This window comes from Enterobacter wuhouensis (assembly GCF_035835995.1).
In the GTDB taxonomy this organism is placed as follows: Bacteria; Pseudomonadota; Gammaproteobacteria; order Enterobacterales; family Enterobacteriaceae; genus Enterobacter; species Enterobacter wuhouensis.
The window spans coordinates 1,184,006-1,205,980 of record NZ_CP142124.1 but is presented as its reverse complement, the minus strand read 5'-3'; the positions used below and the strand labels follow the sequence as shown (position 1 = coordinate 1,205,980).

Below are 21,975 nucleotides of genomic sequence, written 5' to 3'. Positions count from 1 at the left end.
TACAGGCCGCCAAAGTTAAACTTTGGCGGCCCCTCCCCCTCATACCATAAGGGTTTCGTCTTCTTACCCTTGCCGATTTTGTCATATCCTGCTTTTTTGCATCCATATTGCCGTTTTATTCAAACTTCAACAATTATTCATAAACATAAGCCTGAAAATTGTCATAAACTATTAATCGGCTTTTTGGTATTCACACCAAAAATGGAACACTCACCGCGAAAGGAGACGGAATGCACCACGCCACACCGCTTATCACCACCATTGTTGGTGGACTTGTGCTTGCTTTTATCCTTGGCATGATTGCCAACAAACTGCGTATTTCTCCTCTTGTCGGCTATTTGTTAGCGGGTGTTCTGGCGGGTCCTTTCACGCCGGGTTTCGTGGCGGATACCAAACTGGCTCCTGAACTGGCGGAATTGGGCGTGATTCTGCTGATGTTTGGCGTGGGCCTGCATTTTTCCCTTAAGGACCTGATGGCGGTAAAGTCGATCGCCATACCGGGTGCGATCGCCCAGATAGGGGTGGCGACGCTGCTGGGGATGGCGCTTTCAGCGATGCTGGGCTGGTCACTGATGACCGGCATCGTGTTTGGGCTGTGTCTTTCAACCGCCAGTACCGTGGTGCTGCTGCGCGCGCTTGAAGAGAGACAGCTGATAGACAGCCAGCGAGGACAAATCGCGATTGGCTGGCTGATAGTTGAAGATCTGGTGATGGTGTTGACGCTGGTTCTGCTGCCTGCCGTCGCCGGCATGATGGAAAAAAACAACGTCGGCTTTGCCTCGCTGGCGCTTGACATGAGTATCACCATCGGTAAAGTCGTGGCCTTTATCGCCATCATGATGCTGGTGGGTCGCCGCCTGGTGCCGTGGATCATGTCCCGCAGCGCGGCGACGGGCTCCCGCGAGCTGTTTACGCTCTCCGTTCTTGCTCTGGCGCTGGGCATCGCCTTTGGCGCCGTTGAGCTGTTCGATGTTTCCTTCGCGCTGGGCGCGTTCTTTGCCGGGATGGTGCTGAACGAGTCCGAGCTAAGCCACCGCGCCGCGCACGACACCCTGCCGCTGCGCGACGCGTTCGCCGTGCTGTTCTTTGTCTCCGTCGGAATGCTGTTTGACCCGATGGTGCTGATCCATCAGCCGCTGGCGGTGCTGGGCACGCTGGCGATCATCATCTTTGGTAAATCGGCGGCGGCCTTCTTCCTGGTGCGTATGTTCGGCCACTCGCCGCGTACGGCGCTGACTATCGCCGCCAGCCTGGCACAGATTGGTGAGTTCGCGTTTATCCTGGCGGGCCTGGGTATGGCGCTGAATCTGCTCCCTCAGGCCGGACAAAACCTGGTGCTGGCGGGGGCGATCCTCTCCATCATGCTAAACCCGGTGCTGTTTGCCCTGCTGGAAAAATACCTCGATAAAACCGAAACGCTCGAAGAGCTGACGCTGGAAGAGGCGACGGAGGAAGAGAAGCAGATCCCGGTGGATATCTGCAACCACGCGCTGCTGGTCGGCTTTGGCCGCGTGGGGAGCCTGCTCGGTGAGAAGCTGATGGCGCAGGGCATTCCGCTGGTGGTGATAGAAACATCGCGCACCCGCGTCGACGAGCTTCGCGAGCGCGGCATTCGCGCGGTGCTGGGTAATGCAGCGAACGAAGAGATTATGAATCTTGCACACCTCGACTGCGCCCGCTGGCTGCTGCTGACCATCCCGAACGGCTATGAAGCCGGTGAGATTGTGGCTTCCGCGCGCGAGAAATGTCCAACGATTGAGATTATCGCCCGGGCGCACTATGACGACGAGGTGGAGTACATTACCGAGCGCGGCGCGAATCAGGTGGTAATGGGCGAGCGTGAGATTGCGAATACTATGCTGACGCTGCTGGAGAAACCGCCGGTTGAAGAGGCGGTGACGGGTTAATTTTGGTGCGGCCTGGTCCCCTCACCCCAGCCCTCTCCCCATAGGGGAGAGGGTTAGGGTGAGGGGTTTTCTTTTAGCAATCAACGATCCCAATACGCCTCTTCGAGGCTGTCTTCCCGTTCCGGCAGGCCACGCGTTAAGCGCGGGGAGTGCTGGTTCAGCACCTGATAGCTCACGCGGTTCGCGTACTTACATACCTGCGCCAGCGACGAATAGGTCAGCCAGCTAAACGTGTGCTTGCTGGAGTTCGGCACGTTGGTTTTGTGGTAGGCATTGGCGGTGATGTCGTGCAGCAGCGCCGCCAGCGCGCCGTCGCCCGCGCCGTTGGTGTTCATGATCTTCTCCGGCCCGCCCATGTATGGCGCGATGTGGGAGTAAATGCGCAGCGGGTTGGTGCAGTCTTTATGGCGCATACCGCGGCTGAACTCGTACTGGTTGAACTCGGCAATCGCCCCCGGCAGCAGCGGATGCTGGGTTTTGCGCTTGCTCTCTTCTTCCGTGAAGCCCGCCATATACAGGCCCACCGGCCCGGCGGTGCAGAGCACCAGATCCACCCAGTCCAGCGCTTTATCGGACGCCAGGAGCGGATCGCTTTCGCCGGTCAGCGCTTCGGCCTCTTCTTCGTTCATCGCCAGAATCGAAACGTGCTCCTTCAGGAAGGCCTGCCACCACTCCGGGTTATCGGCGATAACAAATTTGGTGCCCAGCGTCAGGACAACGGGTACGTCATATTTTTTCGCATACTCAATCGCCTTCATGGTCGCTTCCGGCATCGGCTCGCCCGGCTTGCAGCGCACCAGATAGGAGGTCAGCACCAGCGCAGAGGCGCCCGCGATCACCGCTTCCGGGATGCTCTCGGCGCGCAGCTTGTTCATATGGCCCGGGCTGATGGCAAAGGTACGCTCGCCGGACTCACCGATCAGCGTAAAGCAGCGGCCAATCGGCCCGTCGACGCCCTGCAGGTAGTTCAGATCGGTACGGCTGGAGGTGTTGCAGAGATAGCGGTAGGCGTAGCCGCCGATTTCGATATTGCTGCACATCACGCCCAGCAGCACCGAGCGGTCGTCTGCCAGCACGGAGTAGTTGTGCATGGTATTGCCGATGGTGCCACCGGCGAACTGATGGGTAATCAGGTTTTCGCGCACCAGCTCCTGATACAGCGCTTCGGCAACGTCGTCCTCAATCACCAGCGAATGCCCGGCGCTCAGACCGTAACGCGCGACAAACGCATCGTCCACTTTGGCTTCAATATCCACCAGCGTCTGGTCGATACCCACCACCCACGCGGCGCTGGTTTCGTTTTCCGGCTGGATTTGCTGCAGGAGCGGATCGCGAGCGTTGACGGGGAAGTAGTGTTTAGATTTACGTTTACCGGGAAATTTCATGGTCTGAACTGTGCAAGGATTATGGGCCGGGAATGGTAGCACAAACCCGGCCTCAAGCGCGATCAGCGGCTTTTCGTCACCAGCGAGACCATCATGTCGATATGCTCAGGGGAGTCGTTAAGTGCCGGAATGTACTCGTACTTTGTTCCGCCCGCCTCGAGGAAGAACTCTTTATTTTGTACGGCAATTTCTTCCAGCGTTTCCAGGCAGTCTGCCGAGAAGCCCGGCGACATGACCTGAATATGCTTCACGCCCTTCTCGCCCAGCATTTTGAGGGTTTCGTCAGTATACGGCGTGAGCCATGGCTCGCGGCCAAAGCGAGACTGGAAGGTCATCATCACCTTCTCCGGCGGCAGTCCAAGGGCAGAGACCAGCTCGCGCGTGGTATCGCGGCAGCGCTGCGGGTAGTCGTCACCTTCATTGGCGAAACGCTGCGGAATGCCGTGATAGGAGAGCAGGAGCAGATCCGGCTCGCCGTGCTTTTCAAACGACGCGCGCGCGCTGCTGGCGAGCGCCTTGATGTACAGATCGTTATCCGCGTAGTCGCGAATAAAGGTCACCGCAGGAATGCGGCGTCGCGTCTTCAGAATACGCGCCAGCTCGTCCCACACGGCAGCCACCGTGGAGCACGAATACTGTGGATAGAGCGCCAGCACCACGATGTGGTCAACGCCCTGCGCGAGCAGGTTTTCCACCGCGCTTTCCAGCGAAGGTTTACCGTAGCTCATGCCGAGCGCGACGGGCATATCAGGCAGGCGGGCAGCCAGCGCTTTTTCCTGGCGGCGGCTGTACACCATCAGCGGCGAGCCCTCTTCCATCCAGACGGACTGGTAGAGTTTTGCCACGCGCGGAGAACGAATCGGCAGAATGACGCCACGCAGCAGCGGCCACCACAGCAGTCTCGGGGTATCCACAACGCGCGTGTCGCTTAAAAATTGTCGCAGGTAGCGTTTTACCGCGTCTGGAGTGGGTGCTTCTGGAGTGCCCAGATTGGCAAGCAGGATGCCGGTTTTCGCCTGACTCATTCACGCCTCTTAACCATTTGATAGGTTGTCAATTGTAGCGGAAATGCGTTTAAACGGAACCAATTGCAGTGAAAGGAAAAATGAGAATTTTTCTCACCCGGAGAAACCGGGTGAGAAGAGTGCATTAGCCGAGGATTTTTTCCAGCTCTGCACGTACGTCAGCCACGGCCTGGGTGCCGTCAACTTTGGCGTATTTGGTGTTACCCGCCTGCGCTTCTTTGGAGTAGTAGCCGATCAGCGGCGCGGTCATCTGATGGTATTCCACCAGGCGCTTACGCACGGTCTCTTCCTGATCGTCTTTACGGGTGGTCAGCTCTTCGCCGGTCACGTCGTCTTTGCCTTCAACCTTAGGCGGGTTGAATTTGATGTGGTAAACGCGGCCTGAGGCAGCGTGTACGCGACGGCCAACGATACGGTCAACGATCAGCTCGTCCGGCACGTCGAACTCCAGAACGTAGTCCACGTTGATGCCCGCTTCTTTCATGGCGTCAGCCTGAGGAATGGTGCGCGGGAAACCGTCCAGCAGGAAACCGTTGCGGCAATCTTCCTGAGTGATGCGTTCTTTTACCAGGGCGATAACCAGCTCGTCAGTCACCAGCTTGCCCGCGTCCATGATGTCCTTCGCCTGTTTGCCCAGCTCGGAGCCAGATTTCACAGCGGCACGCAGCATGTCACCGGTAGAGATTTGCGGAATACCGTATTTCTCCATGATGAACTGAGCCTGAGTTCCTTTACCCGCGCCCGGAGCGCCAAGCAGAATAATACGCATTGCGAAAATCCCCTCAAATGTCGTTTCAATTTTTCAAAAGCGCTAAACAATACCACCAGAACGGGCGTGGCTCAAGGAAGGCGGGGAGGCTGAAACGGTTAAGGGGGGAGATAATTTGGGTTAGTGCGGTTGGTTCCCCCTCACCCTAACCCTCTCCCCAAAGGGGAGAGGGAATTTGAATACCCTCTCCCCTTTGGGGAGAGGGCAGGGTGAGGGGCAGGTGTTTAGTTACGCCAGCAGCAGCGCATTCACACGCTTAATGAACAGGTTAGGATCTTCCAGCGTGCCGCGCTCGGCCAGCAGGGACTGATCCAGCAGCAGCTCAACCCACTCGGCGAAGCGGGCTTCGTCCTGGGTATCCGCCGCGCGTTTCACCAGCGGGTGATCCGGGTTCAGCTCGAAGATATATTTCACTTCCGGCATCGCCTGGCCCGCCGCCGCGAACAGCTTCGCCATCTGGGTGCCCATTTCGTCGGCATCGGTGGTGACAATCGCCGGCGTATCGGTCAGACGGTGCGTGAAGCGCACCTCTTTCACGCGCTCGCCCAGCAGGGTTTTCACACGCTCAACGAACGGCTCCAGCGCCTTCTCGGCCTCTTTCGCGCTTTCGTCCACTTCGTCCGCCAGCTTGTCGATGGACTCGTCGGCTTTGGCAACGGACTGGAAGGATTTACCGTCGAACTCGGTCAGGTAGTTCATCATCCACTCGTCGATGCGGTCAGAAAGCAGCAGCACTTCGATGCCTTTCTTACGCAGCAGCTCCAGGTGCGGGCTGCTCTTCGCCGCCGCGTAACTGTCGGCGGTGATGTAGTAGATCTTCTCCTGCCCTTCTTTCATGCGGGAGACGTACTCTTCCAGCGACACGGTCTGCGCGGAGGAGTCGGTATGCGTAGAGGCAAAGCGCAGCAGCCTGGCGATGGTTTCGACGTTCGCGGTGTCTTCTGCCGGGCCTTCTTTCAGCACCAGGCCGAACTGTTTCCAGAAGGTCTGATATTTTTCCGCATCGTCTTTCGCCAGTTTTTCCAGCATCTGCAGCGTACGCTTGGTCAGCGCGTTGCGCAGGTTGCGGGTCACCGTGCTGTCCTGCAGAATTTCACGCGAAACGTTCAGCGGCAGATCGTTGGAGTCGATCAGGCCGCGGGTGAAGCGCAGGTAGTTCGGCATGAACTGCTCGGCGTCGTCCATGATGAACACGCGCTGCACGTACAGCTTCAGGCCGTGCTTGTGATCGCGGTTCCACATGTCCCACGGCGCCTGCGCCGGGATGTACAGCAGACTGGTGTACTCCTGCTTTCCTTCCACGCGATTGTGGCTCCAGGTCAGCGGGTCGGTAAAGTCGTGGGCAATGTGCTTATAGAATTCGTTGTATTCGTCGTCTTTAATTTCAGACTTGTTGCGCGTCCACAGCGCCTGCGCCTTGTTGATTTTCTCCCAGGAGACAACGGTTTCACCGTCCTGTTCTTCCTGTTTTTCAATCTCAACCGGCAGCGCGATGTGGTCGGAATATTTGCTGATGATGGAGCGCACTCGCCAGTCGTTCAGGAAATCGTCTTCGCCTTCACGCAGGTGCAGGGTGATCTCAGTGCCGCGATCCGCTTTGGTGATGTCGTCAACGGTGTACTCGCCTTCCCCTTTGGACTCCCAGAACACGCCGTTCTCGGCGCTGTCGCCCGCCGCGCGGGTGCGCACGGTGACCTTATCCGCCACGATGAACGCCGAGTAGAAGCCCACGCCGAACTGGCCGATCAGCTGGCTGTCTTTCGCCTGGTCAGAGCCCATGGACTCGAGGAACGCTTTGGTGCCGGATTTGGCGATGGTCCCGAGGTGGTCGATCACCTCGTCGCGGTTCATCCCGATGCCGTTATCGGCGATGGTCAGGGTGCGGTTCTCTTTATTGAACGAGACGCGCACGCGCAGCTCGCCGTCGCCTTCGTACAGATCCGGGTTGGACAGCGCGCGGAAGCGCAGCTTGTCCGCCGCGTCCGAGGCGTTGGAAATCAGCTCACGCAGAAAGATTTCTTTGTTGGAATACAGGGAATGGATCATCAGGTGCAGAAGCTGTTTTACTTCTGACTGGAAACCACGGGTTTCTTGTCCTTTCATCTAAGTCGACCTCAACAATGCCATTTAATGGGGTTGTAAAACGTTGAGTGAGAGATGGGGATAAGGGGGGAGATTTTCAAGCGGAGGCCACGAATGCAGCCTCCGTTTGGTCAGAAAACAATCTTATGACGCCCGGCCAGCGAGTGCGACAGCGTGGTGCCGTCGACCATTTCCAGCTCGCCGCCCACCGGCACGCCGTGGGCGATGCGGCTGGCGTCAACGCCGTACTGCGAGCACAGTTCAGCGATATAGTTGGCGGTTGCCTCCCCTTCCACCGTCGGGTTGGTGGCGAGGATAACCTCTTTGATGGTCTCGGACTCAAGACGCTGTTCAAGGCGGTCAAGACCGATATCATCCGGGCCGATGCCGTCGAGCGGGGAAAGATGCCCCATCAGCACGAAGTAGCGGCCGGAAAACTGCCCGGTTTGCTCAATGGCGTAGATGTCCGCCGGACTCTCTACCACGCAAATCTGGCCGTTTTCCTGACGGCGCGGGTTCGTGCAGATGTTACACACGTCCTGCTCGGTAAAGGTACGGCAGTCCGCACAGTGACCAATTTCTGACATGGCGCGGGTCAGAGCCTGCGCCAGGCGCATCCCGCCGCTGCGGTCGCGCTGTAATAGCGTAAACGCCATGCGCTGCGCCGACTTCGGGCCAACGCCCGGCAGGCAGCGCAGTGCTTCCATTAACTGCGTGAGCAGCGGACTGGTTTGCATCAGAATGGCATCTTAAAGCCCGGCGGCAGCTGCATACCGCTGGAAACAGAGGCCATTTTCTCTTTCTGGGTTTCGTCGATACGGCGCGCGGCATCGTTAAACGCGGCGGCAACCAGATCTTCCAGCATCTCTTTGTCGTCTTCGAGCAGGCTTGGGTCGATTTCCACGCGGCGGCAGTTGTGCGCACCGTTGATGGTCACTTTCACCAGGCCGGCACCGGATTCACCCGTGACTTCCAGCTGAGCGATCTCTTCCTGCATCTTCTGCATTTTTTCCTGCATCTGCTGAGCCTGCTTCATCAGGCCACCCAGACCGCCTTTTCCACCGAACATAGGCTTCTCTCTCTTTCACGTTTAAGGATTACAACCGTAAGTCAGACTCACGATCAAAGGGGGCGAATACTCTCTTCATCCAGATCGGCGTCGAAGAACCGGCGCAGGGTCTGAATGTTGTTATCCGCAATAATCGACTCGCGCGCCTGCGCGAGCTTCTCTTCATAAATAGCCTGACGCCATTCCAGCGGCGTGCGCACTGCGGGATTATCATCTTCAATGATAGTCAATTCAACCGGCGTACCCTGCAATGCGGTGAGCGCCTCCGCCAGCGCCTTTTGCGCGCCCGGGGAGTTCAGGTGCCGTTGGCCAGGCCGCAGGTGCAGACGCACCTGGTTGCCGTCCTGCTCTTTCCAGGCGTTCAGCGCGACCTGCTCCACCAGCTTCGGCAGCTGCAGTTTGCTGACCTCGGCGGCCCAGGCGTCGCGCTCGATTGATTCTTCAGCCAGCTTCGCGGCAAGCTCCGGCGTTTTTTCGTGCTCCAGCGCCTTTTTCAGGGCTTTTGGCGTGGCGACCTCTTCCTTCACCGTTTCGATGATGGTGGTCGCCTTCCAGCGGTAGGCCTCTTCTTTCGCCGGGGCTTTTTGCTCGAGCGCGGACGGTGCCGGGCGCGACTGTACGCGCTCCGTTACCGAAGCCAGTCGTTCAAGCGCGGCGTTGTTAACCGGCCGCGCTCTTGCAGGCGCTGCCGGTTCACTCTTTTTTGGTTTGGTTGCTCCCTGCGCACGCTGCAGCTGGCTGCGTGCGGCAAGCACCGAACTGGTGGCATCCGACAGCGGCACATTTTGCTGCGGCGGCGGTGTCGTCTGCGGCGGCACCTGCTGCGGCGACATCACCGCCGTGGGCGCGACCGGCGCGAAGGACTGTCGCGGCACTTCCGGTTCGGGCAGCGGCATGCGCGGGTGGAACGCCAGCGCGCGCAGCAGCGTCATTTCAACGCCCATGCGGCGATCCGGCGCGAACGGCAGCTCTTTGCGGCCAATCAGCAGCGTCTGGTAGTAAAGCTGAACGTCGGCAGGCGGCACGGTGCGGGCAAGTTCACGCATCCGCTGCTCAATGGCGGCCATATCCGCGCCGATGGCCGACGGAGAAAGCTGCAGCATCGCCACGCGGTGCAGCAGGCTGAGCATTTCAACCAGCAGCGCTTCCCACTCCACGCCTCGGGCGGCGGCGGCGTCAACCTGCGACATCACGCGTTCACCGTTGGCGGCAATCATCGCTTCGATAAGCGACAGCGCCTGATCGTCATCCAGCGTGCCGAGCATGGTGCTGACCGCGTCGGTGGAGAGCCTGCCGTCACCGCTGGCAATCGCCTGATCGGTCAGGCTTAGCGCATCACGCAGGCTGCCGTCCGCCGCGCGGGCCAGCAGTTGCAGGGCGCGCGGTTCGTGGACGATCTTCTCTTCATCAAGAATGTGTTCCAACTGAGCGCGGATCTGCTCAACGTCCAGCGCCTTCAGGTGGAACTGCAGGCAGCGCGACAGGATGGTGACCGGCAGCTTTTGCGGATCGGTGGTCGCCAGCAGGAACTTCACGTGCGCGGGCGGCTCTTCCAGCGTTTTCAGCAGGGCGTTGAAGCTGTGGCGCGACAGCATGTGCACTTCATCGATCAGGTAGACCTTGAAGCGGCCGCGCGCCGGGGCGTACTGCACGTTATCGAGCAGATCGCGGGTGTCTTCCACTTTGGTGCGCGAGGCGGCATCGATTTCGATCAGGTCGACAAAACGCCCCTGCTCGATCTCCCGGCAGTTATCGCACACGCCGCACGGCGTGGCGGTGATCCCGGTTTCGCAGTTGAGACCTTTTGCCAGCAAACGGGCAATAGAGGTCTTACCGACGCCGCGGGTGCCGGAGAAAAGATAGGCGTGATGGATGCGACCTAGCGACAAGCCGTTCGCCAGGGCCGTCAGCACATGTTCCTGACCGACAACGTCAGCAAAGGTTTGTGGTCGCCATTTACGGGCTAACACCTGATAACTCATGGGCAGGCTCTGCAACGCTGGAAGGTGAATTTATGGGGGGGAATGCTATCACAACCTCACTCATTGAGCGAGGTTGTGAGGAACGGGATTAATGACCCGGGAATGGCACCAGGCTGTAGCTGGTAATACCCTGTTTTTCCAGGCGCTGTTCGCCGCCCAGATCGAACAGGTTGATGATGAATGCCGCGTCGGTCACTTCACCACCCAGACGACGGATCAGCTTCACGGTCGCTTCAATGGTGCCGCCGGTCGCCAGCAGATCGTCCACCACCAGCACTTTGTCGCCTGGCTTGATGGCATCCACGTGGATTTCCAGCTGATCGGTGCCGTATTCCAGCTCGTAGCTCTCTGCGATGGTTTCACGCGGCAGCTTGCGCGGCTTACGCACCGGCACAAAACCCACGCCCATCGCCAGCGCAACCGGTGCGCCGAACAGGAAGCCACGGGCTTCGGTACCTACTACTTTGGTGATCCCGGCGTTTTTATAACGCTCGACCAGCAGTTCAATGCTGAGCGCGTACGCTTTCGGGTCTTCCAGCAAGCTGGTGACATCACGGAAAAGAATGCCAGGCTTTGGATAGTCCTGGATGCTTTTGATGCTGTTTTTCAGATATTCAAGCTGCTGTGCAGTTGCGGTCATCGGTTTGTGCCTAAATGAAACAGTGTTACTCACAGCGCGCAACGAGTCGGCCAAGGCAACAATTGTTTAACCTTTGACCAGGCGCACCTGTGCTCGAAAACGGTCGAATTTACTGGCTGCGCGTGATAATTGCAACAGCCATGATGAGGCTTCAGTGCTTTTGTTGCTTTTCATCAACCACGGGGATCCGCCACATAAAGAAAAGCAGACAGGTCAGGATCGCCAGCAGCAGAATACGCACCCACATCATTTTCACCAGCCATAATGAAATAGCGAAGGTGATGAGGATCGCGGCGATCGCGCGCGGCTTCGCGCCGGGCGGCATGGCGCGGTGTTTTTGCCAGTGGCGCAGATAGCCGCCAAACCACGAGCGGTAGAGCAGCCAGTGGTGAAAACGCGGCGACGAGCGGGCGAAGCACCAGGCCGCCAGCAGGATAAACGGCGTGGTCGGCAGTAAGGGCAAAACAACGCCCAGCGTGCCCAGCACTACCGCAAGCCAGCCAATGATGATTAAAATAGTACGCTGCATAATGCGAATCGTTATCAAACTGAACGGCTACTTTACCACTGGAGAGCGTTTTGAAAACAGCCCTGCTTCTTGAGACGCTACAAAATCAGCTGACGACGCTGCGCGCCAAGGCCACGCCGCTGATGGGACACGCCACGCTGAAGCCGCGCTTTGATCGACAGCTTTTTCGTACCCGCAGCACGTTAATTCAGGATTATCTTGCTGAGGCGCAAACGAATCTTGATGAGTTGCGCCACGCGGTAGAGGCGGAACAGCAGGAGCAGGTCGCCTGGCTTGCGGAACACCTCACCGAGCAGATCACCGCCCTGCACCGTGAAATCGCCGCCTGGCCGCTGCGCGCCTGGGACAGCCCCGCGCCGGGCCTCGGCAAATGGCAGCGCAAGCGGCTGGAGAACCAGGAGTTTGAGCGCCGTCTGTTTGAGATGAAGCGCGAGCGCGAGACGCGGCTTAACGCCGCCGAAACGCTTGAAGAACAGCAGCTATTGATGCGCGAAATAACCGCGCTTGAAGGGCGCATCGTCCGCTGTCGTCAGGCGCTGGACGAGATTGAACGCGTCATTGAACGGTTGACCCGTTAACAGGAGCCACACAGATGTCACTGGAAAATGCACCCGACGAGGTCAAGCTGGCCGTCGATTTGATTATGCTGCTGGAGAACCATGAGCTCCCGGCGGAGACGGTGCTGAAGGCGCTGGAGATTGTTAAGCGGGATTTTGAGGGGAAACTTCCCCCTCACCCTGCCCTCTCCCCTGAGGGGAGAGGGTAAAAAACAGCCCGCACCAGATTATTCTCTCTCCCTTCAGGTGAGAGGGTTAGGGTGAGGAGTCGGATCGTCACCCTTAATCTCGCGCTTCACTTCCGTATGCTCTTCACCTTTTTCGTTACGCAGGTGAACCTCAAGCTGGTTGAAGGCGATATTAATGTCGTTTTCACGGCACAGGCGATCGATCGCGCGGTTAAGTTCGTCGACGGTGTAGCTGCGATCGCGCAGCTCGCGCACGTACAGACGCAGCTCGTGATCGAGCGTGCTCGGCCCGAAGGTGGTGAAGAACACCGCTGGCGCCGGGTCGTGCATCACTTTCGGATGGTCAGACGCCGCCTTCAGCAGCACCTCTTTCACTTTGTCCAGATCGGAGCCATAGGCTACGCCGAGGCGGATCACCACGCGGGTGGTGGTATCCGAGAGCGACCAGTTGATCAGGCGCTCGGTCACGAACGCTTTGTTCGGGATGATCACCTCTTTGCGATCGAAGTCGGTGATGGTGGTCGCACGGATGCGGATCTTGCTGACGGTTCCTGAGAAGGTGCCGATGGTGACGGTATCGCCAATGCGCACCGGACGCTCGAACAGGATGATCAGGCCGGAAACAAAGTTACCGAAGATCTCCTGCAGGCCGAAACCAAGACCGACCGAGAGGGCGGCGGCCAGCCACTGCAGCTTATCCCACGAGACGCCCAGCGAGCCAAAGACCGTCATCGCGCCGACGATAATGATCACATAGTTCAGAATGGTGGTGATGGCGTACGACGCGCCCTGTCGAAGGTTCAGGCGGGACAGCACCAGCACTTCCAGCAGGCCCGGGAGGTTGCGGATCAGCGCCCACGCGACCACCAGCGAGACCAGCGCAAAGAGCAGGCTGCCCATGGTCACGCTTTTCATCACCGTGGCGCCCGCCTCGGTGCCGCTGTACTGCCAGAGCGTGACGCTATCGAGATAGGCAAATACGGTGATCAAATCAGACCAGATGGCCCAGAACATCACCCCGAACAGCGCCACCATCACCAGCATGGTAATACGCATCGTTTGCTGGTTGACCTGCTCCAGAGCGATGGTCGGCTCTTCCTGCGGCTCTGCGCCTTCTGCCCCCTCCTTCACCTGATGCTGACGACGCGCAATAGCACGGCGGTAGGCGATACGGCGCGCCGCCACGCTCAAGCCGCGCAGCACGGTCTGGAACAGCAGGTTCCAGACGATTACCAGATAGACCGTTTCGATCCAGCGGCCCGACAGGCGCAGGGTGGTATAGAAGTAACCCGTTGCGGTCAGCACCATCAGCGCCAGCGGTATGATCGCAAGCACGGTTACGGTAACCAGGCGAAGATTGTGGGACTCCTTATCGCGCCAGCTGTCGCGGCACATCGGCCACATCAGGACGGCAATCAGCAGCAGGTTCAGCATAATCACCAGCTGCCCCAGCACGTCATCCATCAGGTGCAGCGGGGAAAGCTCGGCCACAACCGACCAGAAGTGCAGCGGCAGCAGCGCCAGGCTGATGCGCACAATCTGGCGACGCCAATGGCTGGTGAGCTGCTCCGGCATGTTGAAGTGACGCACCGCCACGCCGTCTTTTTCCAGCACTTTCCAGCACAGGCCAAATACCAGCCAGAACAGCGCCAGTTTTTTGCTGAACGCCCACAGCAGATCGCTGATATTAAGCTGCATCGTCAGCAGGATCAGCCCGGCAGCCAGAATGAGCAGGCAGACCGGCAGGGCGCGGATCAGGTCAATCAGGATTGCCTTCGGCGTGTGCAGCTGGCTGTCGTTTCGCAGCTGCCCCACTTCGGAGGCCAGCTTCGCCTGGTATTTCTTGAGCCAGCCCAGGCGCCAGCGGATTAAGCCAGCAATCAGCAGCAGCGGCAATCCCGCCAGGAAGGCAATCATCACCGCGGGCCAGGCTTTCTCCCAGTTGACGGTGATTTTCATGCTCTTGATTTGCGCTTTCAGCGCTTCCGGGAAGGATTTGATCCAGTCCCAGTCCATCGGCTTGTTGCTGTTCACCCAAAAAATCTGCTGGGTCAGAATCTCCTGCAGGCTTTTCGAGACGCTCACCAGCTGCTGCTGGTTAATCTGCAGGTTGATGGCCATCATCAGCTGATTGCCCAGCTGCTTGTTGAGCTGGTCGAGCAGCTCGCGGCGCATATCCACCACCTGCAGCAGCGCGTCGTGTACTTCCGGATTCACCTCGGCGGAGTGGCCCTCTTCCACCTTAGCGACAAAGCTATCGCTCTGGAAAAGCGCATCGCGCTGCTGGTTGACGTCGAACTGTTCCAGACGTAAATCGGCGATGCGGTTGGTCATGTCCTCCAGCTCGTCGGCGGACGGCAGCGTCTGCTGCTGCTGGTAGAGAATTCGCGAGAGCAGGAGGCTGCCTTTCAGCACCGCAATCTGCTCTTTAATGTTACGTTCCGCCTGCAGGGCGCGATCCAGCCAGTTTTTGACCTGGATGTTCTGCTGCACCAGCGAGTTACCGCTTTCCGTGGCCTGAATCAGGCGCTGGCTCAGCTGATGGTTAACGTCCAGCTCCTGCTTCACCAGCGGGTTGGCCTGAATGCGGGCGGTTTCATCCGGCGAGACGGCTTCCTGCGCCGTTTTTTCCGTCAGCGTCAGGCGCTTGCTGTTGACCGCTTCCTGAAGAAGCTGAAGCTGATGCTCCAGGCGGTTAATGTTTGCGGTGACGTAGTCGCGCTGTTTTTGCAGCGTATCCTGCAGCACCGTATTCCCTTCCAGGCTTTTACGCTGCTGTTCAATTTGCGCATTGAGTAAGGATTGCTGAACCAGCAGCAGGGTCTGCTGCGTCGGACGTAATGCGCCTTCGCCAACCGTCGTGCCGTTCAGGCGGTTGCGGACCTGCTGAAGCTGTTGAGACGCAGCATACATCGCGTTCTGCACGCGCTCCGGCTGGGTTTGCAGCGAAACCAGCTGGCTGTTGTAGGTGGCGAGATCGGACTGCGCGGTTTGCAGATCGTCGAGCAGTTGTGCCACGCGTGACTCCAGCTGACGCAGCGAAAGCGTCGCGAGCGTTTTGCGGGTTTCATCGTCATTATCGACGTCGCTCAGGGCAGACAGCGCCTCTGTCGCCTTGCGCATGTTTTCCGGCGCCTGTGCGACTTTCTGACGCAGCGCCGCGGTTTCTGCTTTGACGCGCTCGATTTTATCAATCGACTCCAGCGTTTGGGTCAGATCCTGCTGGATGAGTTTATCCTGCGGCGTGAGGTCTTTTTGTTTGTTCAGCGTGTCGAGCTGGGACTGAACGTCGGTACGCGTGGGGATATCATTGCTGTTATCGGCGCGAGCCCACGTAAGCGGCGCGGTGACAAAGAAAAACAGCGTCGCGAAAAGAAATGCAAGAACAGGATGTTGCGAGCGATTGGTGTGCAGCATAGTCGTGAATGATGTCAGAAGATGACCGAAAATAGTCCGGCACGCAGAATATCACGCCCGTTGAAAGCGGGATAGCGCGAAGATTCTTATCTGAGCTAATTAAGCGCTGAGCGTCGGGGCATCGCTGCGCAGCGTCGGACAGAACTGGCACATCTCGAGCAGAATCGCGACGTAGCTGCGCGCTTCCTGTTTAAGGTCAAAGGATTCCGGCGCGAAAAGCCAGTTTTCCATCAGCCCCGAAATATAGCTTCGCAGCAGAATAGCCGCCCGGCGGGTGAGTAAATTGGCGGGCAGCATGTTTGCCTGCATGCACTGATTGAGCGTCTGCTCAATGCGGTCGTAGCTCTCCAGACACAGGCTGCGCTGCGCCTGCTGGACGACGGCCATTTCGCCAACGAACTCGCATTTATGAAAAATTATTTCCATCATTAACCGGCGACGTTCTTCAACTACCGTTGCTTCAAGGATATATACTAATATTTCTCTTAATACTGAGAGTGGATCGTCAGGGAATTTTGCCCGATACTCAGTCTCAAGATCGCTAATGCTGGACTCTGAAAGTTGCCAGATTTCACCGAACAGATCTGACTTGTCTTTAAAATGCCAGTAAATCGCTCCCCGCGTGACGCCCGCGGCCTGAGCAATCTGCGCCAGTGAGGTTGAGGACACACCCTGCTGAGAAAACAAACGCATTGCCACATCCAGAATGTGTTGTCGGGTTTCAAGCGCTTGTTGTTTGGTTTTTCGTGCCATACGTCAGTGAATTTACAGGAGTCAGATTTACATACATTTATGAATGTATGTACCATAGCATGACGATAATATAAACGCAGCAATGGGTTTTTAGACTCAGGACCATTGATCAATTTGAAATCGGACACTCGAGGTTTACATATGAACAAAAACAGAGGGTTAACGCCTCTGGCGGTCGTTCTGATGCTCTCAGGCAGCTTAGCGCTTACAGGATGTGACGACAAACAGGCTCAACAGGGAGCTCAGCAGGTGCCAGAAGTTGGCGTGGTGACGCTCAAATCCGAACCTCTGCAGATGACAACAGAACTGCCAGGCCGCACCAGCGCATACCGCATTGCGGAAGTTCGTCCTCAGGTAAACGGCATTATCCTGAAACGTAACTTCACCGAAGGCGGTGATGTGAAAGCCGGTGAGTCTCTGTATCAGATTGATCCAGCAACCTATCAGGCGTCTTATGAAAGCGCTAAAGGCGACCTGGCGAAAGCCGACGCTGCAGCAAAAATCGCCCAGCTGACCGTGAATCGCTACAAAAAACTGCTCGGCACGAAATACATCAGTCAACAGGATTACGATACTGCCCTGGCAGATGCACAGCAGGCTAACGCCGCCGTTGTGGCCGCCAAAGCGGCTGTTGAAACCGCGCGTATCAACCTGGCCTATACCAAAGTGACCTCACCTATCAGCGGTCGTATTGGTAAATCTTCCGTGACGGAAGGGGCGCTGGTACAGAACGGCCAAACGAACGCGCTGGCCACCGTGCAGCAGCTTGATCCGATCTACGTTGACGTGACGCAGTCCAGCAACGATTTCCTGCGCCTTCAGCAAGAGCTGGCAAACGGCACGCTGAAGCAGGAAAACGGCAAAGCCAAAGTTGAGCTTGTGACTAACGACGGTATCAAGTTCCCGCAGGCAGGCACACTGGAATTTTCTGATGTGACCGTCGATCAGACCACGGGGTCTATCACCTTACGTGCGATTTTCCCGAACCCGGATAAAACGCTGCTGCCGGGGATGTTCGTTCGCGCGCGTCTGGAAGAAGGGACTAACCCAACCGCAATTCTGGTCCCTCAGCAGGGTGTGACCCGTACGCCACGCGGCGATGCGAGCGCGCTGGTTGTGGGCGCAGATGACAAAGTCGAAACGCGCAATATCACCGCAACGCAGGCGATTGGCGATAAGTGGCTGGTGACGGAAGGTCTGAAAGATGGCGATCGCGTGATTATTACTGGTTTGCAAAAAGTTCGTCCTGGCGCGCAGGTCAAAGCACAGGAAGTGAAATCTGACGAGAAACAACACGCTTCGGCCGCTGGCCAGTCAGAACAAACCAAGTCTTAACTTAAACAGGAGCCGTTAAGACATGCCTAATTTCTTTATCGATCGCCCCATATTTGCGTGGGTGATCGCCATAATTATCATGCTAGCTGGGGGACTTGCGATCCTGAAGCTGCCCGTCGCGCAATATCCAACGATTGCGCCACCGGCGGTGACGATCTCCGCAACCTACCCGGGGGCTGATGCAAAAACGGTGCAGGATACCGTTACGCAGGTTATCGAACAGAACATGAACGGTATCGATAACCTGATGTACATGTCCTCAAACAGTGACTCAACCGGTACGGTTCAGATCACCCTGACCTTCCAGTCTGGTACGGATGCTGACATCGCGCAGGTTCAGGTGCAGAACAAACTGCAGCTGGCCATGCCGCTCCTGCCGCAGGAAGTACAACAGCAGGGCGTGAGCGTCGAGAAATCGTCAAGCAGCTTCCTGATGGTTGTCGGCGTTATCAACACCAACGGCACCATGACCCAGGAGGATATTTCCGACTACGTGGGCGCCAACATGAAGGACGCCATCAGCCGTACCTCCGGTGTGGGTGACGTTCAGTTGTTCGGTTCCCAGTACGCAATGCGTATCTGGATGGACCCAAACAAGCTGAACAACTTCCAGCTGACGCCGGTTGACGTGATCAGCGCCATTAAAGCGCAGAACGCCCAGGTTGCAGCCGGTCAGTTAGGCGGTACGCCGCCGGTCAAAGGCCAGCAGCTTAACGCCTCGATCATCGCGCAGACGCGTCTGACGTCCGCCGATGAGTTCAGCAAAATTCTGCTGAAGGTGAATCAGGACGGTTCGCAGGTTCGCCTGCGCGACGTGGCTAAGGTTGAGCTGGGCGGTGAGAACTATGACATCATCGCGAAGTTTAACGGTAAACCGGCTTCCGGTCTGGGTATCAAACTGGCAACGGGCGCTAACGCCCTGGACACCGCCACGGCGATCCGCGCAGAGCTGAAGAAGATGGAACCGTTCTTCCCGTCAGGTCTGAAAATCGTTTACCCGTATGACACTACGCCGTTCGTTAAAATCTCGATTCACGAAGTGGTCAAAACGCTGGTTGAGGCGATCATTCTCGTCTTCCTGGTGATGTACCTGTTCCTGCAGAACTTCCGCGCGACGCTGATCCCAACCATCGCCGTGCCGGTCGTACTGCTCGGGACCTTCGCGATCCTGTCGATATTCGGCTACTCGATAAACACCCTGACGATGTTCGGGATGGTGCTCGCCATCGGCCTGCTGGTGGATGACGCCATCGTGGTGGTCGAGAACGTCGAGCGCGTAATGGCGGAAGAAGGGCTCCCGCCGAAGGAAGCGACCCGTAAATCAATGGGTCAGATCCAGGGCGCGCTGGTCGGTATCGCGATGGTCCTGTCTGCGGTATTTATCCCGATGGCCTTCTTCGGCGGGTCTACCGGTGCGATTTACCGCCAGTTCTCCATCACCATCGTTTCGGCAATGGCCCTGTCGGTGCTGGTGGCGCTGATCCTGACGCCTGCCCTGTGTGCAACCATGCTGAAACCGATTCAGAAAGGTGGCCACGGCGAGCATAAAGGGTTCTTCGGCTGGTTTAACCGCATGTTTGATAAGAGCACGCACCATTACACCGACAGCGTGGGCAATATCCTGCGCAGTACCGGTCGTTACCTGCTGCTCTACATCATCATCGTGGTGGGCATGGCTTACCTGTTCGTTCGTCTGCCAAGCTCGTTCCTGCCGGATGAAGACCAGGGCGTGTTCCTGACCATGGCGCAGCTGCCTGCGGGTGCATCGCAAGAACGTACCCAGAAAGTGCTGGATGAAGTGACTGACTACTACCTCACCAAAGAGAAAGCCAACGTTGAATCCGTGTTTGCGGTTAACGGCTTTGGCTTTGCGGGTCGTGGTCAGAACACCGGTATCGCCTTCGTTTCTCTGAAAGACTGGGCGGATCGTCCGGGCGATGAGAACAAAGTTGAAGCGATTACTGGCCGTGCGATGGGCACCTTCTCGCAGATTAAAGACGCGATGGTCTTCGCCTTTAACCTGCCAGCGATTGTTGAGCTGGGTACGGCAACGGGCTTTGACTTCCAGCTGATCGACCAGGGCGGTCTGGGTCATGAAAAACTGACGCAGGCGCGTAACCAGCTGTTTGGTGAAGTGGCGAAACACCCTGACCTGCTGGTCGGCGTGCGTCCTAACGGTCTGGAAGATACCCCGCAGTACAAGATCGATATCGACCAGGAAAAAGCACAGGCGCTGGGCGTTTCCATTAGCGACATCAACACCACGCTGGGCGCAGCCTGGGGCGGTAGCTACGTTAACGACTTCATCGACCGCGGTCGCGTGAAGAAAGTGTACGTGATGTCCGAAGCGGAATACCGCATGTTGCCGAACGATATCAATTCCTGGTACGTTCGCGGCAGCAACGGCCAGATGGTACCGTTCTCCGCCTTCTCAACCTCGCGCTGGGAATACGGTTCACCGCGTCTGGAACGCTATAACGGTCTGCCTTCCATGGAAATTCTGGGCCAGGCCGCACCGGGCCGCAGTACCGGTGAAGCCATGAACCTGATGGAAGAGCTGGCCGGTAAACTGCCGGCGGGGATCGGCTATGACTGGACGGGCATGTCCTACCAGGAACGTCTGTCCGGTAACCAGGCCCCTGCCCTGTACGCCATTTCACTGATTGTGGTGTTCCTGTGTCTGGCGGCGCTGTACGAGAGCTGGTCGATTCCGTTCTCCGTTATGCTGGTGGTGCCGCTGGGGGTTATCGGTGCGCTCCTTGCCGCAACGTTCCGTGGACTGACCAACGACGTTTACTTCCAGGTGGGCCTGCTGACCACCATTGGCCTGTCGGCGAAGAACGCGATACTTATCGTGGAATTCGCCAAAGATCTGATGGAGAAAGAAGGCAAAGGTCTGATTGAGGCGACGCTGGACGCCGTGCGTATGCGTCTGCGTCCAATCCTGATGACGTCTCTGGCGTTTATCCTCGGCGTTATGCCGCTGGTTATCAGCTCTGGTGCGGGTTCCGGCGCCCAGAACGCGGTAGGTACAGGGGTAATGGGTGGTATGGTCACCGCGACCGTGCTCGCCATCTTCTTTGTACCGGTGTTCTTCGTGGTGGTTCGCCGCCGCTTTAGCCGTAAGAGTGAAGATATTGAGCATAATCACTCGGTAGAACATCACTGATACCGGTTTCATCCTATAAAAAGGCCGCATTTGCGGCCTTTTTCATTTTAATGAGAAAATCATAAATTACGCTTATTGTTGTTCTCTTTATTTACGGCCATTGTATTTAGACATACCATAATTAATGGATAAGCTAATCAACGAACTCATCCTTTTTTTAATTTCATTTCTTCCGGTAACATATTAGGAATATTCCTAATAAGCCGTTCTATTGAAAGAGAAATCCGAATCTGGACTTCATCTGAAGGTTAATGCTAACTCAATGAAACGTAAGGATGACGTAAAAAAACAAGGATGAGTGAAGATAAAATTGTCTGATTCAGGATCGCCATTTGCGTAAAGGCTCGCAAACTGACGTTTTAATTGTAATTTTTCGTAATAGCGCGGTGAAATCTTGATCAGAGTGGCTTATAGTTAGGTTTATCAGGAACACAGCACCCGTGTGGCTAAGTAAGTTGTATCCATCCCGACATTGATGTTCGGTGACAAAAGGGGATGCGCTATGGACGAGTACTCGCCAAAAAGGCATGATATCGCGCAGTTGAAATTTCTCTGCGAATCCTTGTACCATGACTGCCTTGCTAATCTTGATGAAAGCAATCATGGCTGGGTGAATGACCCAACCTCTGCCATCAATCTACAGTTAAATGAGCTGATTGAGCATATCGCAACCTTCGCACTTAATTATAAAATTAAGTATAATGAAGATAATAAGCTGATTGAGCAAATTGACGAATACCTGGATGACACCTTTATGTTGTTCAGCAGTTACGGCATTAACGCACAGGATTTGCAGAAATGGCGTAAATCGGGAAATCGTCTATTTCGCTGTTTTGTCAACGTGAGCAGAGCTAACCCGGTTAGCCTTTCCTGTTAAAATTATTACAATTACTAAGGTGAATTTATGTCTGAAAAACCACTCACAAAAATCGATTATTTAATGCGCTTGCGACGCTGTCAGTCTATTGACACGCTTGAACGTGTCATTGAGAAGAATAAATACGAGCTTTCCGATAATGAACTGGCTGTATTTTATTCAGCGGCTGATCATCGGCTTGCTGAGCTCACAATGAATAAACTTTATGACAAAATACCCTCTTCCGTGTGGAAATTTGTCCGTTAATGTTCGAAGCGTCTCTTTAGAGGTTCTGCACCACTTTCTAAGCTG

The 21,975-nt window shown here is 56.7% G+C and carries 18 protein-coding genes and 1 other annotated feature; of the genes, 7 read left to right on the top strand and 11 right to left on the bottom strand.

Annotated elements, in window-relative coordinates; all coding sequences use genetic code 11:
* The first annotated feature begins 230 nt into the window (after nucleotides 1–230).
* Complete coding sequence (gene ybaL / locus VPX56_RS05750; RefSeq protein ID WP_326470420.1) at nucleotides 231–1,907, top strand: YbaL family putative K(+) efflux transporter; 1,677 nt, start codon at nucleotides 231–233, stop codon at nucleotides 1,905–1,907.
* Nucleotides 1,908–1,987: 80 nt separating this feature from the next.
* On the opposite strand, the gene VPX56_RS05745 is transcribed toward ybaL, so the two are convergent.
* The 9 genes from VPX56_RS05745 to VPX56_RS05705 form a co-directional block, all read right to left on the bottom strand.
* Nucleotides 1,988–3,292 carry an inosine/guanosine kinase gene (locus VPX56_RS05745; RefSeq protein ID WP_131633229.1) on the bottom strand — a complete coding sequence of 435 codons (1,305 nt, stop codon included), beginning with the start codon at nucleotides 3,290–3,292 and terminating at the stop codon, nucleotides 1,988–1,990.
* A 62-nt stretch (nucleotides 3,293–3,354) separates the two neighbouring features.
* Nucleotides 3,355–4,317 (bottom strand): ferrochelatase, encoded by a 963-nt coding sequence (gene hemH, locus VPX56_RS05740; protein ID WP_326470418.1) that lies wholly within the window; start codon nucleotides 4,315–4,317, stop codon nucleotides 3,355–3,357.
* Nucleotides 4,318–4,441: 124 nt separating this feature from the next.
* On the bottom strand, nucleotides 4,442–5,086 hold the full coding sequence (gene adk / locus VPX56_RS05735; protein ID WP_259389109.1) for an adenylate kinase: 645 nt from the start codon (nucleotides 5,084–5,086) through the stop codon (nucleotides 4,442–4,444).
* Between the two features lie 228 nt (nucleotides 5,087–5,314).
* Nucleotides 5,315–7,189 carry a molecular chaperone HtpG gene (gene htpG, locus VPX56_RS05730; protein ID WP_263610809.1) on the bottom strand — a complete coding sequence of 625 codons (1,875 nt, stop codon included), beginning with the start codon at nucleotides 7,187–7,189 and terminating at the stop codon, nucleotides 5,315–5,317.
* 110 nt (nucleotides 7,190–7,299) lie between these two features.
* A complete protein-coding gene (gene recR / locus VPX56_RS05725) occupies nucleotides 7,300–7,905 on the bottom strand; it encodes a recombination mediator RecR (RefSeq protein ID WP_059346267.1) in 606 nt (201 codons plus the stop codon).
* Nucleotides 7,905–8,237 (bottom strand): YbaB/EbfC family nucleoid-associated protein, encoded by a 333-nt coding sequence (locus tag VPX56_RS05720; RefSeq protein WP_003858972.1) that lies wholly within the window; start codon nucleotides 8,235–8,237, stop codon nucleotides 7,905–7,907. The genes recR and VPX56_RS05720 overlap by 1 nt, the downstream gene beginning before the upstream one ends.
* A gap of 53 nt (nucleotides 8,238–8,290) precedes the next feature.
* Complete coding sequence (gene dnaX / locus VPX56_RS05715; protein ID WP_326470415.1) at nucleotides 8,291–10,219, bottom strand: DNA polymerase III subunit gamma/tau; 1,929 nt, start codon at nucleotides 10,217–10,219, stop codon at nucleotides 8,291–8,293.
* Nucleotides 8,897–8,961 (bottom strand) — a sequence feature (DnaX frameshifting element). It overlaps the preceding gene by 65 nt.
* 88 nt (nucleotides 10,220–10,307) lie before the next feature.
* Entirely contained in the window at nucleotides 10,308–10,859 is a 552-nt protein-coding gene (gene apt, locus VPX56_RS05710) for an adenine phosphoribosyltransferase (RefSeq protein ID WP_000127359.1), read from the bottom strand.
* Between the two features lie 151 nt (nucleotides 10,860–11,010).
* Nucleotides 11,011–11,388, bottom strand: a complete 378-nt coding sequence (locus VPX56_RS05705) for a DUF454 family protein (RefSeq protein ID WP_263610808.1) — start codon at nucleotides 11,386–11,388, stop codon at nucleotides 11,011–11,013.
* Nucleotides 11,389–11,438: 50 nt separating this feature from the next.
* On the opposite strand from VPX56_RS05705, the gene priC reads away from it, so the two are divergent.
* Both priC and rsmS read left to right on the top strand, forming a co-directional pair.
* The gene (priC, locus tag VPX56_RS05700) at nucleotides 11,439–11,966 is read left to right on the top strand and encodes a primosomal replication protein N'' (RefSeq protein WP_131633234.1); all 528 of its coding nucleotides are present in this window, start codon (nucleotides 11,439–11,441) and stop codon (nucleotides 11,964–11,966) included.
* A gap of 14 nt (nucleotides 11,967–11,980) precedes the next feature.
* Nucleotides 11,981–12,154: a pleiotropic regulatory protein RsmS gene (rsmS, locus tag VPX56_RS05695; RefSeq protein ID WP_131633235.1), complete on the top strand. Its 174-nt coding sequence runs from the start codon at nucleotides 11,981–11,983 to the stop codon at nucleotides 12,152–12,154.
* Between the two features lie 33 nt (nucleotides 12,155–12,187).
* Here the strand turns inward: rsmS and mscK are convergent, their stop codons facing one another.
* Both mscK and acrR read right to left on the bottom strand, forming a co-directional pair.
* Complete coding sequence (gene mscK, locus VPX56_RS05690) at nucleotides 12,188–15,550, bottom strand: mechanosensitive channel MscK (RefSeq protein ID WP_263610806.1); 3,363 nt, start codon at nucleotides 15,548–15,550, stop codon at nucleotides 12,188–12,190.
* Nucleotides 15,551–15,649: 99 nt separating this feature from the next.
* On the bottom strand, nucleotides 15,650–16,303 hold the full coding sequence (acrR, locus tag VPX56_RS05685; protein WP_326470409.1) for a multidrug efflux transporter transcriptional repressor AcrR: 654 nt from the start codon (nucleotides 16,301–16,303) through the stop codon (nucleotides 15,650–15,652).
* Nucleotides 16,304–16,444: 141 nt separating this feature from the next.
* Between acrR and acrA the strand changes: the two genes are divergently transcribed.
* The 4 genes from acrA to VPX56_RS05665 all read left to right on the top strand — a co-directional run bounded on the left by acrA (nucleotide 16,445) and on the right by VPX56_RS05665 (nucleotide 21,930).
* The gene (gene acrA / locus VPX56_RS05680) at nucleotides 16,445–17,638 is read left to right on the top strand and encodes a multidrug efflux RND transporter periplasmic adaptor subunit AcrA (RefSeq protein ID WP_326470407.1); all 1,194 of its coding nucleotides are present in this window, start codon (nucleotides 16,445–16,447) and stop codon (nucleotides 17,636–17,638) included.
* Between the two features lie 22 nt (nucleotides 17,639–17,660).
* Nucleotides 17,661–20,807, top strand: coding sequence for a multidrug efflux RND transporter permease subunit AcrB (acrB, locus tag VPX56_RS05675; RefSeq protein WP_263610804.1), 3,147 nt, complete (start codon nucleotides 17,661–17,663; stop codon nucleotides 20,805–20,807).
* A 502-nt stretch (nucleotides 20,808–21,309) separates the two neighbouring features.
* Nucleotides 21,310–21,684, top strand: coding sequence for an Hha toxicity modulator TomB (gene tomB, locus VPX56_RS05670; RefSeq protein ID WP_008499288.1), 375 nt, complete (start codon nucleotides 21,310–21,312; stop codon nucleotides 21,682–21,684).
* Nucleotides 21,685–21,711: 27 nt separating this feature from the next.
* Nucleotides 21,712–21,930, top strand: coding sequence for an HHA domain-containing protein (locus VPX56_RS05665; protein ID WP_131633240.1), 219 nt, complete (start codon nucleotides 21,712–21,714; stop codon nucleotides 21,928–21,930).
* The last annotated feature ends 45 nt before the right edge of the window (nucleotides 21,931–21,975 follow it).

What these genes read in the sequence shown, in the direction of transcription:
- ybaL (WP_326470420.1), top strand. Translation starts at nt 231, where the DNA reads ATGCACCACGCCACACCGCTTATCACCACCATTGTTGGTGGACTTGTG.
- VPX56_RS05745 (WP_131633229.1), bottom strand. Translation starts at nt 3,292, where the DNA reads ATGAAATTTCCCGGTAAACGTAAATCTAAACACTACTTCCCCGTCAAC.
- hemH (WP_326470418.1), bottom strand. Translation starts at nt 4,317, where the DNA reads ATGAGTCAGGCGAAAACCGGCATCCTGCTTGCCAATCTGGGCACTCCA.
- adk (WP_259389109.1), bottom strand. Translation starts at nt 5,086, where the DNA reads ATGCGTATTATTCTGCTTGGCGCTCCGGGCGCGGGTAAAGGAACTCAG.
- htpG (WP_263610809.1), bottom strand. Translation starts at nt 7,189, where the DNA reads ATGAAAGGACAAGAAACCCGTGGTTTCCAGTCAGAAGTAAAACAGCTT.
- recR (WP_059346267.1), bottom strand. Translation starts at nt 7,905, where the DNA reads ATGCAAACCAGTCCGCTGCTCACGCAGTTAATGGAAGCACTGCGCTGC.
- VPX56_RS05720 (WP_003858972.1), bottom strand. Translation starts at nt 8,237, where the DNA reads ATGTTCGGTGGAAAAGGCGGTCTGGGTGGCCTGATGAAGCAGGCTCAG.
- dnaX (WP_326470415.1), bottom strand. Translation starts at nt 10,219, where the DNA reads ATGAGTTATCAGGTGTTAGCCCGTAAATGGCGACCACAAACCTTTGCT.
- apt (WP_000127359.1), bottom strand. Translation starts at nt 10,859, where the DNA reads ATGACCGCAACTGCACAGCAGCTTGAATATCTGAAAAACAGCATCAAA.
- VPX56_RS05705 (WP_263610808.1), bottom strand. Translation starts at nt 11,388, where the DNA reads ATGCAGCGTACTATTTTAATCATCATTGGCTGGCTTGCGGTAGTGCTG.
- rsmS (WP_131633235.1), top strand. Translation starts at nt 11,981, where the DNA reads ATGTCACTGGAAAATGCACCCGACGAGGTCAAGCTGGCCGTCGATTTG.
- mscK (WP_263610806.1), bottom strand. Translation starts at nt 15,550, where the DNA reads ATGCTGCACACCAATCGCTCGCAACATCCTGTTCTTGCATTTCTTTTC.
- acrR (WP_326470409.1), bottom strand. Translation starts at nt 16,303, where the DNA reads ATGGCACGAAAAACCAAACAACAAGCGCTTGAAACCCGACAACACATT.
- acrA (WP_326470407.1), top strand. Translation starts at nt 16,445, where the DNA reads ATGAACAAAAACAGAGGGTTAACGCCTCTGGCGGTCGTTCTGATGCTC.
- acrB (WP_263610804.1), top strand. Translation starts at nt 17,661, where the DNA reads ATGCCTAATTTCTTTATCGATCGCCCCATATTTGCGTGGGTGATCGCC.
- tomB (WP_008499288.1), top strand. Translation starts at nt 21,310, where the DNA reads ATGGACGAGTACTCGCCAAAAAGGCATGATATCGCGCAGTTGAAATTT.
- VPX56_RS05665 (WP_131633240.1), top strand. Translation starts at nt 21,712, where the DNA reads ATGTCTGAAAAACCACTCACAAAAATCGATTATTTAATGCGCTTGCGA.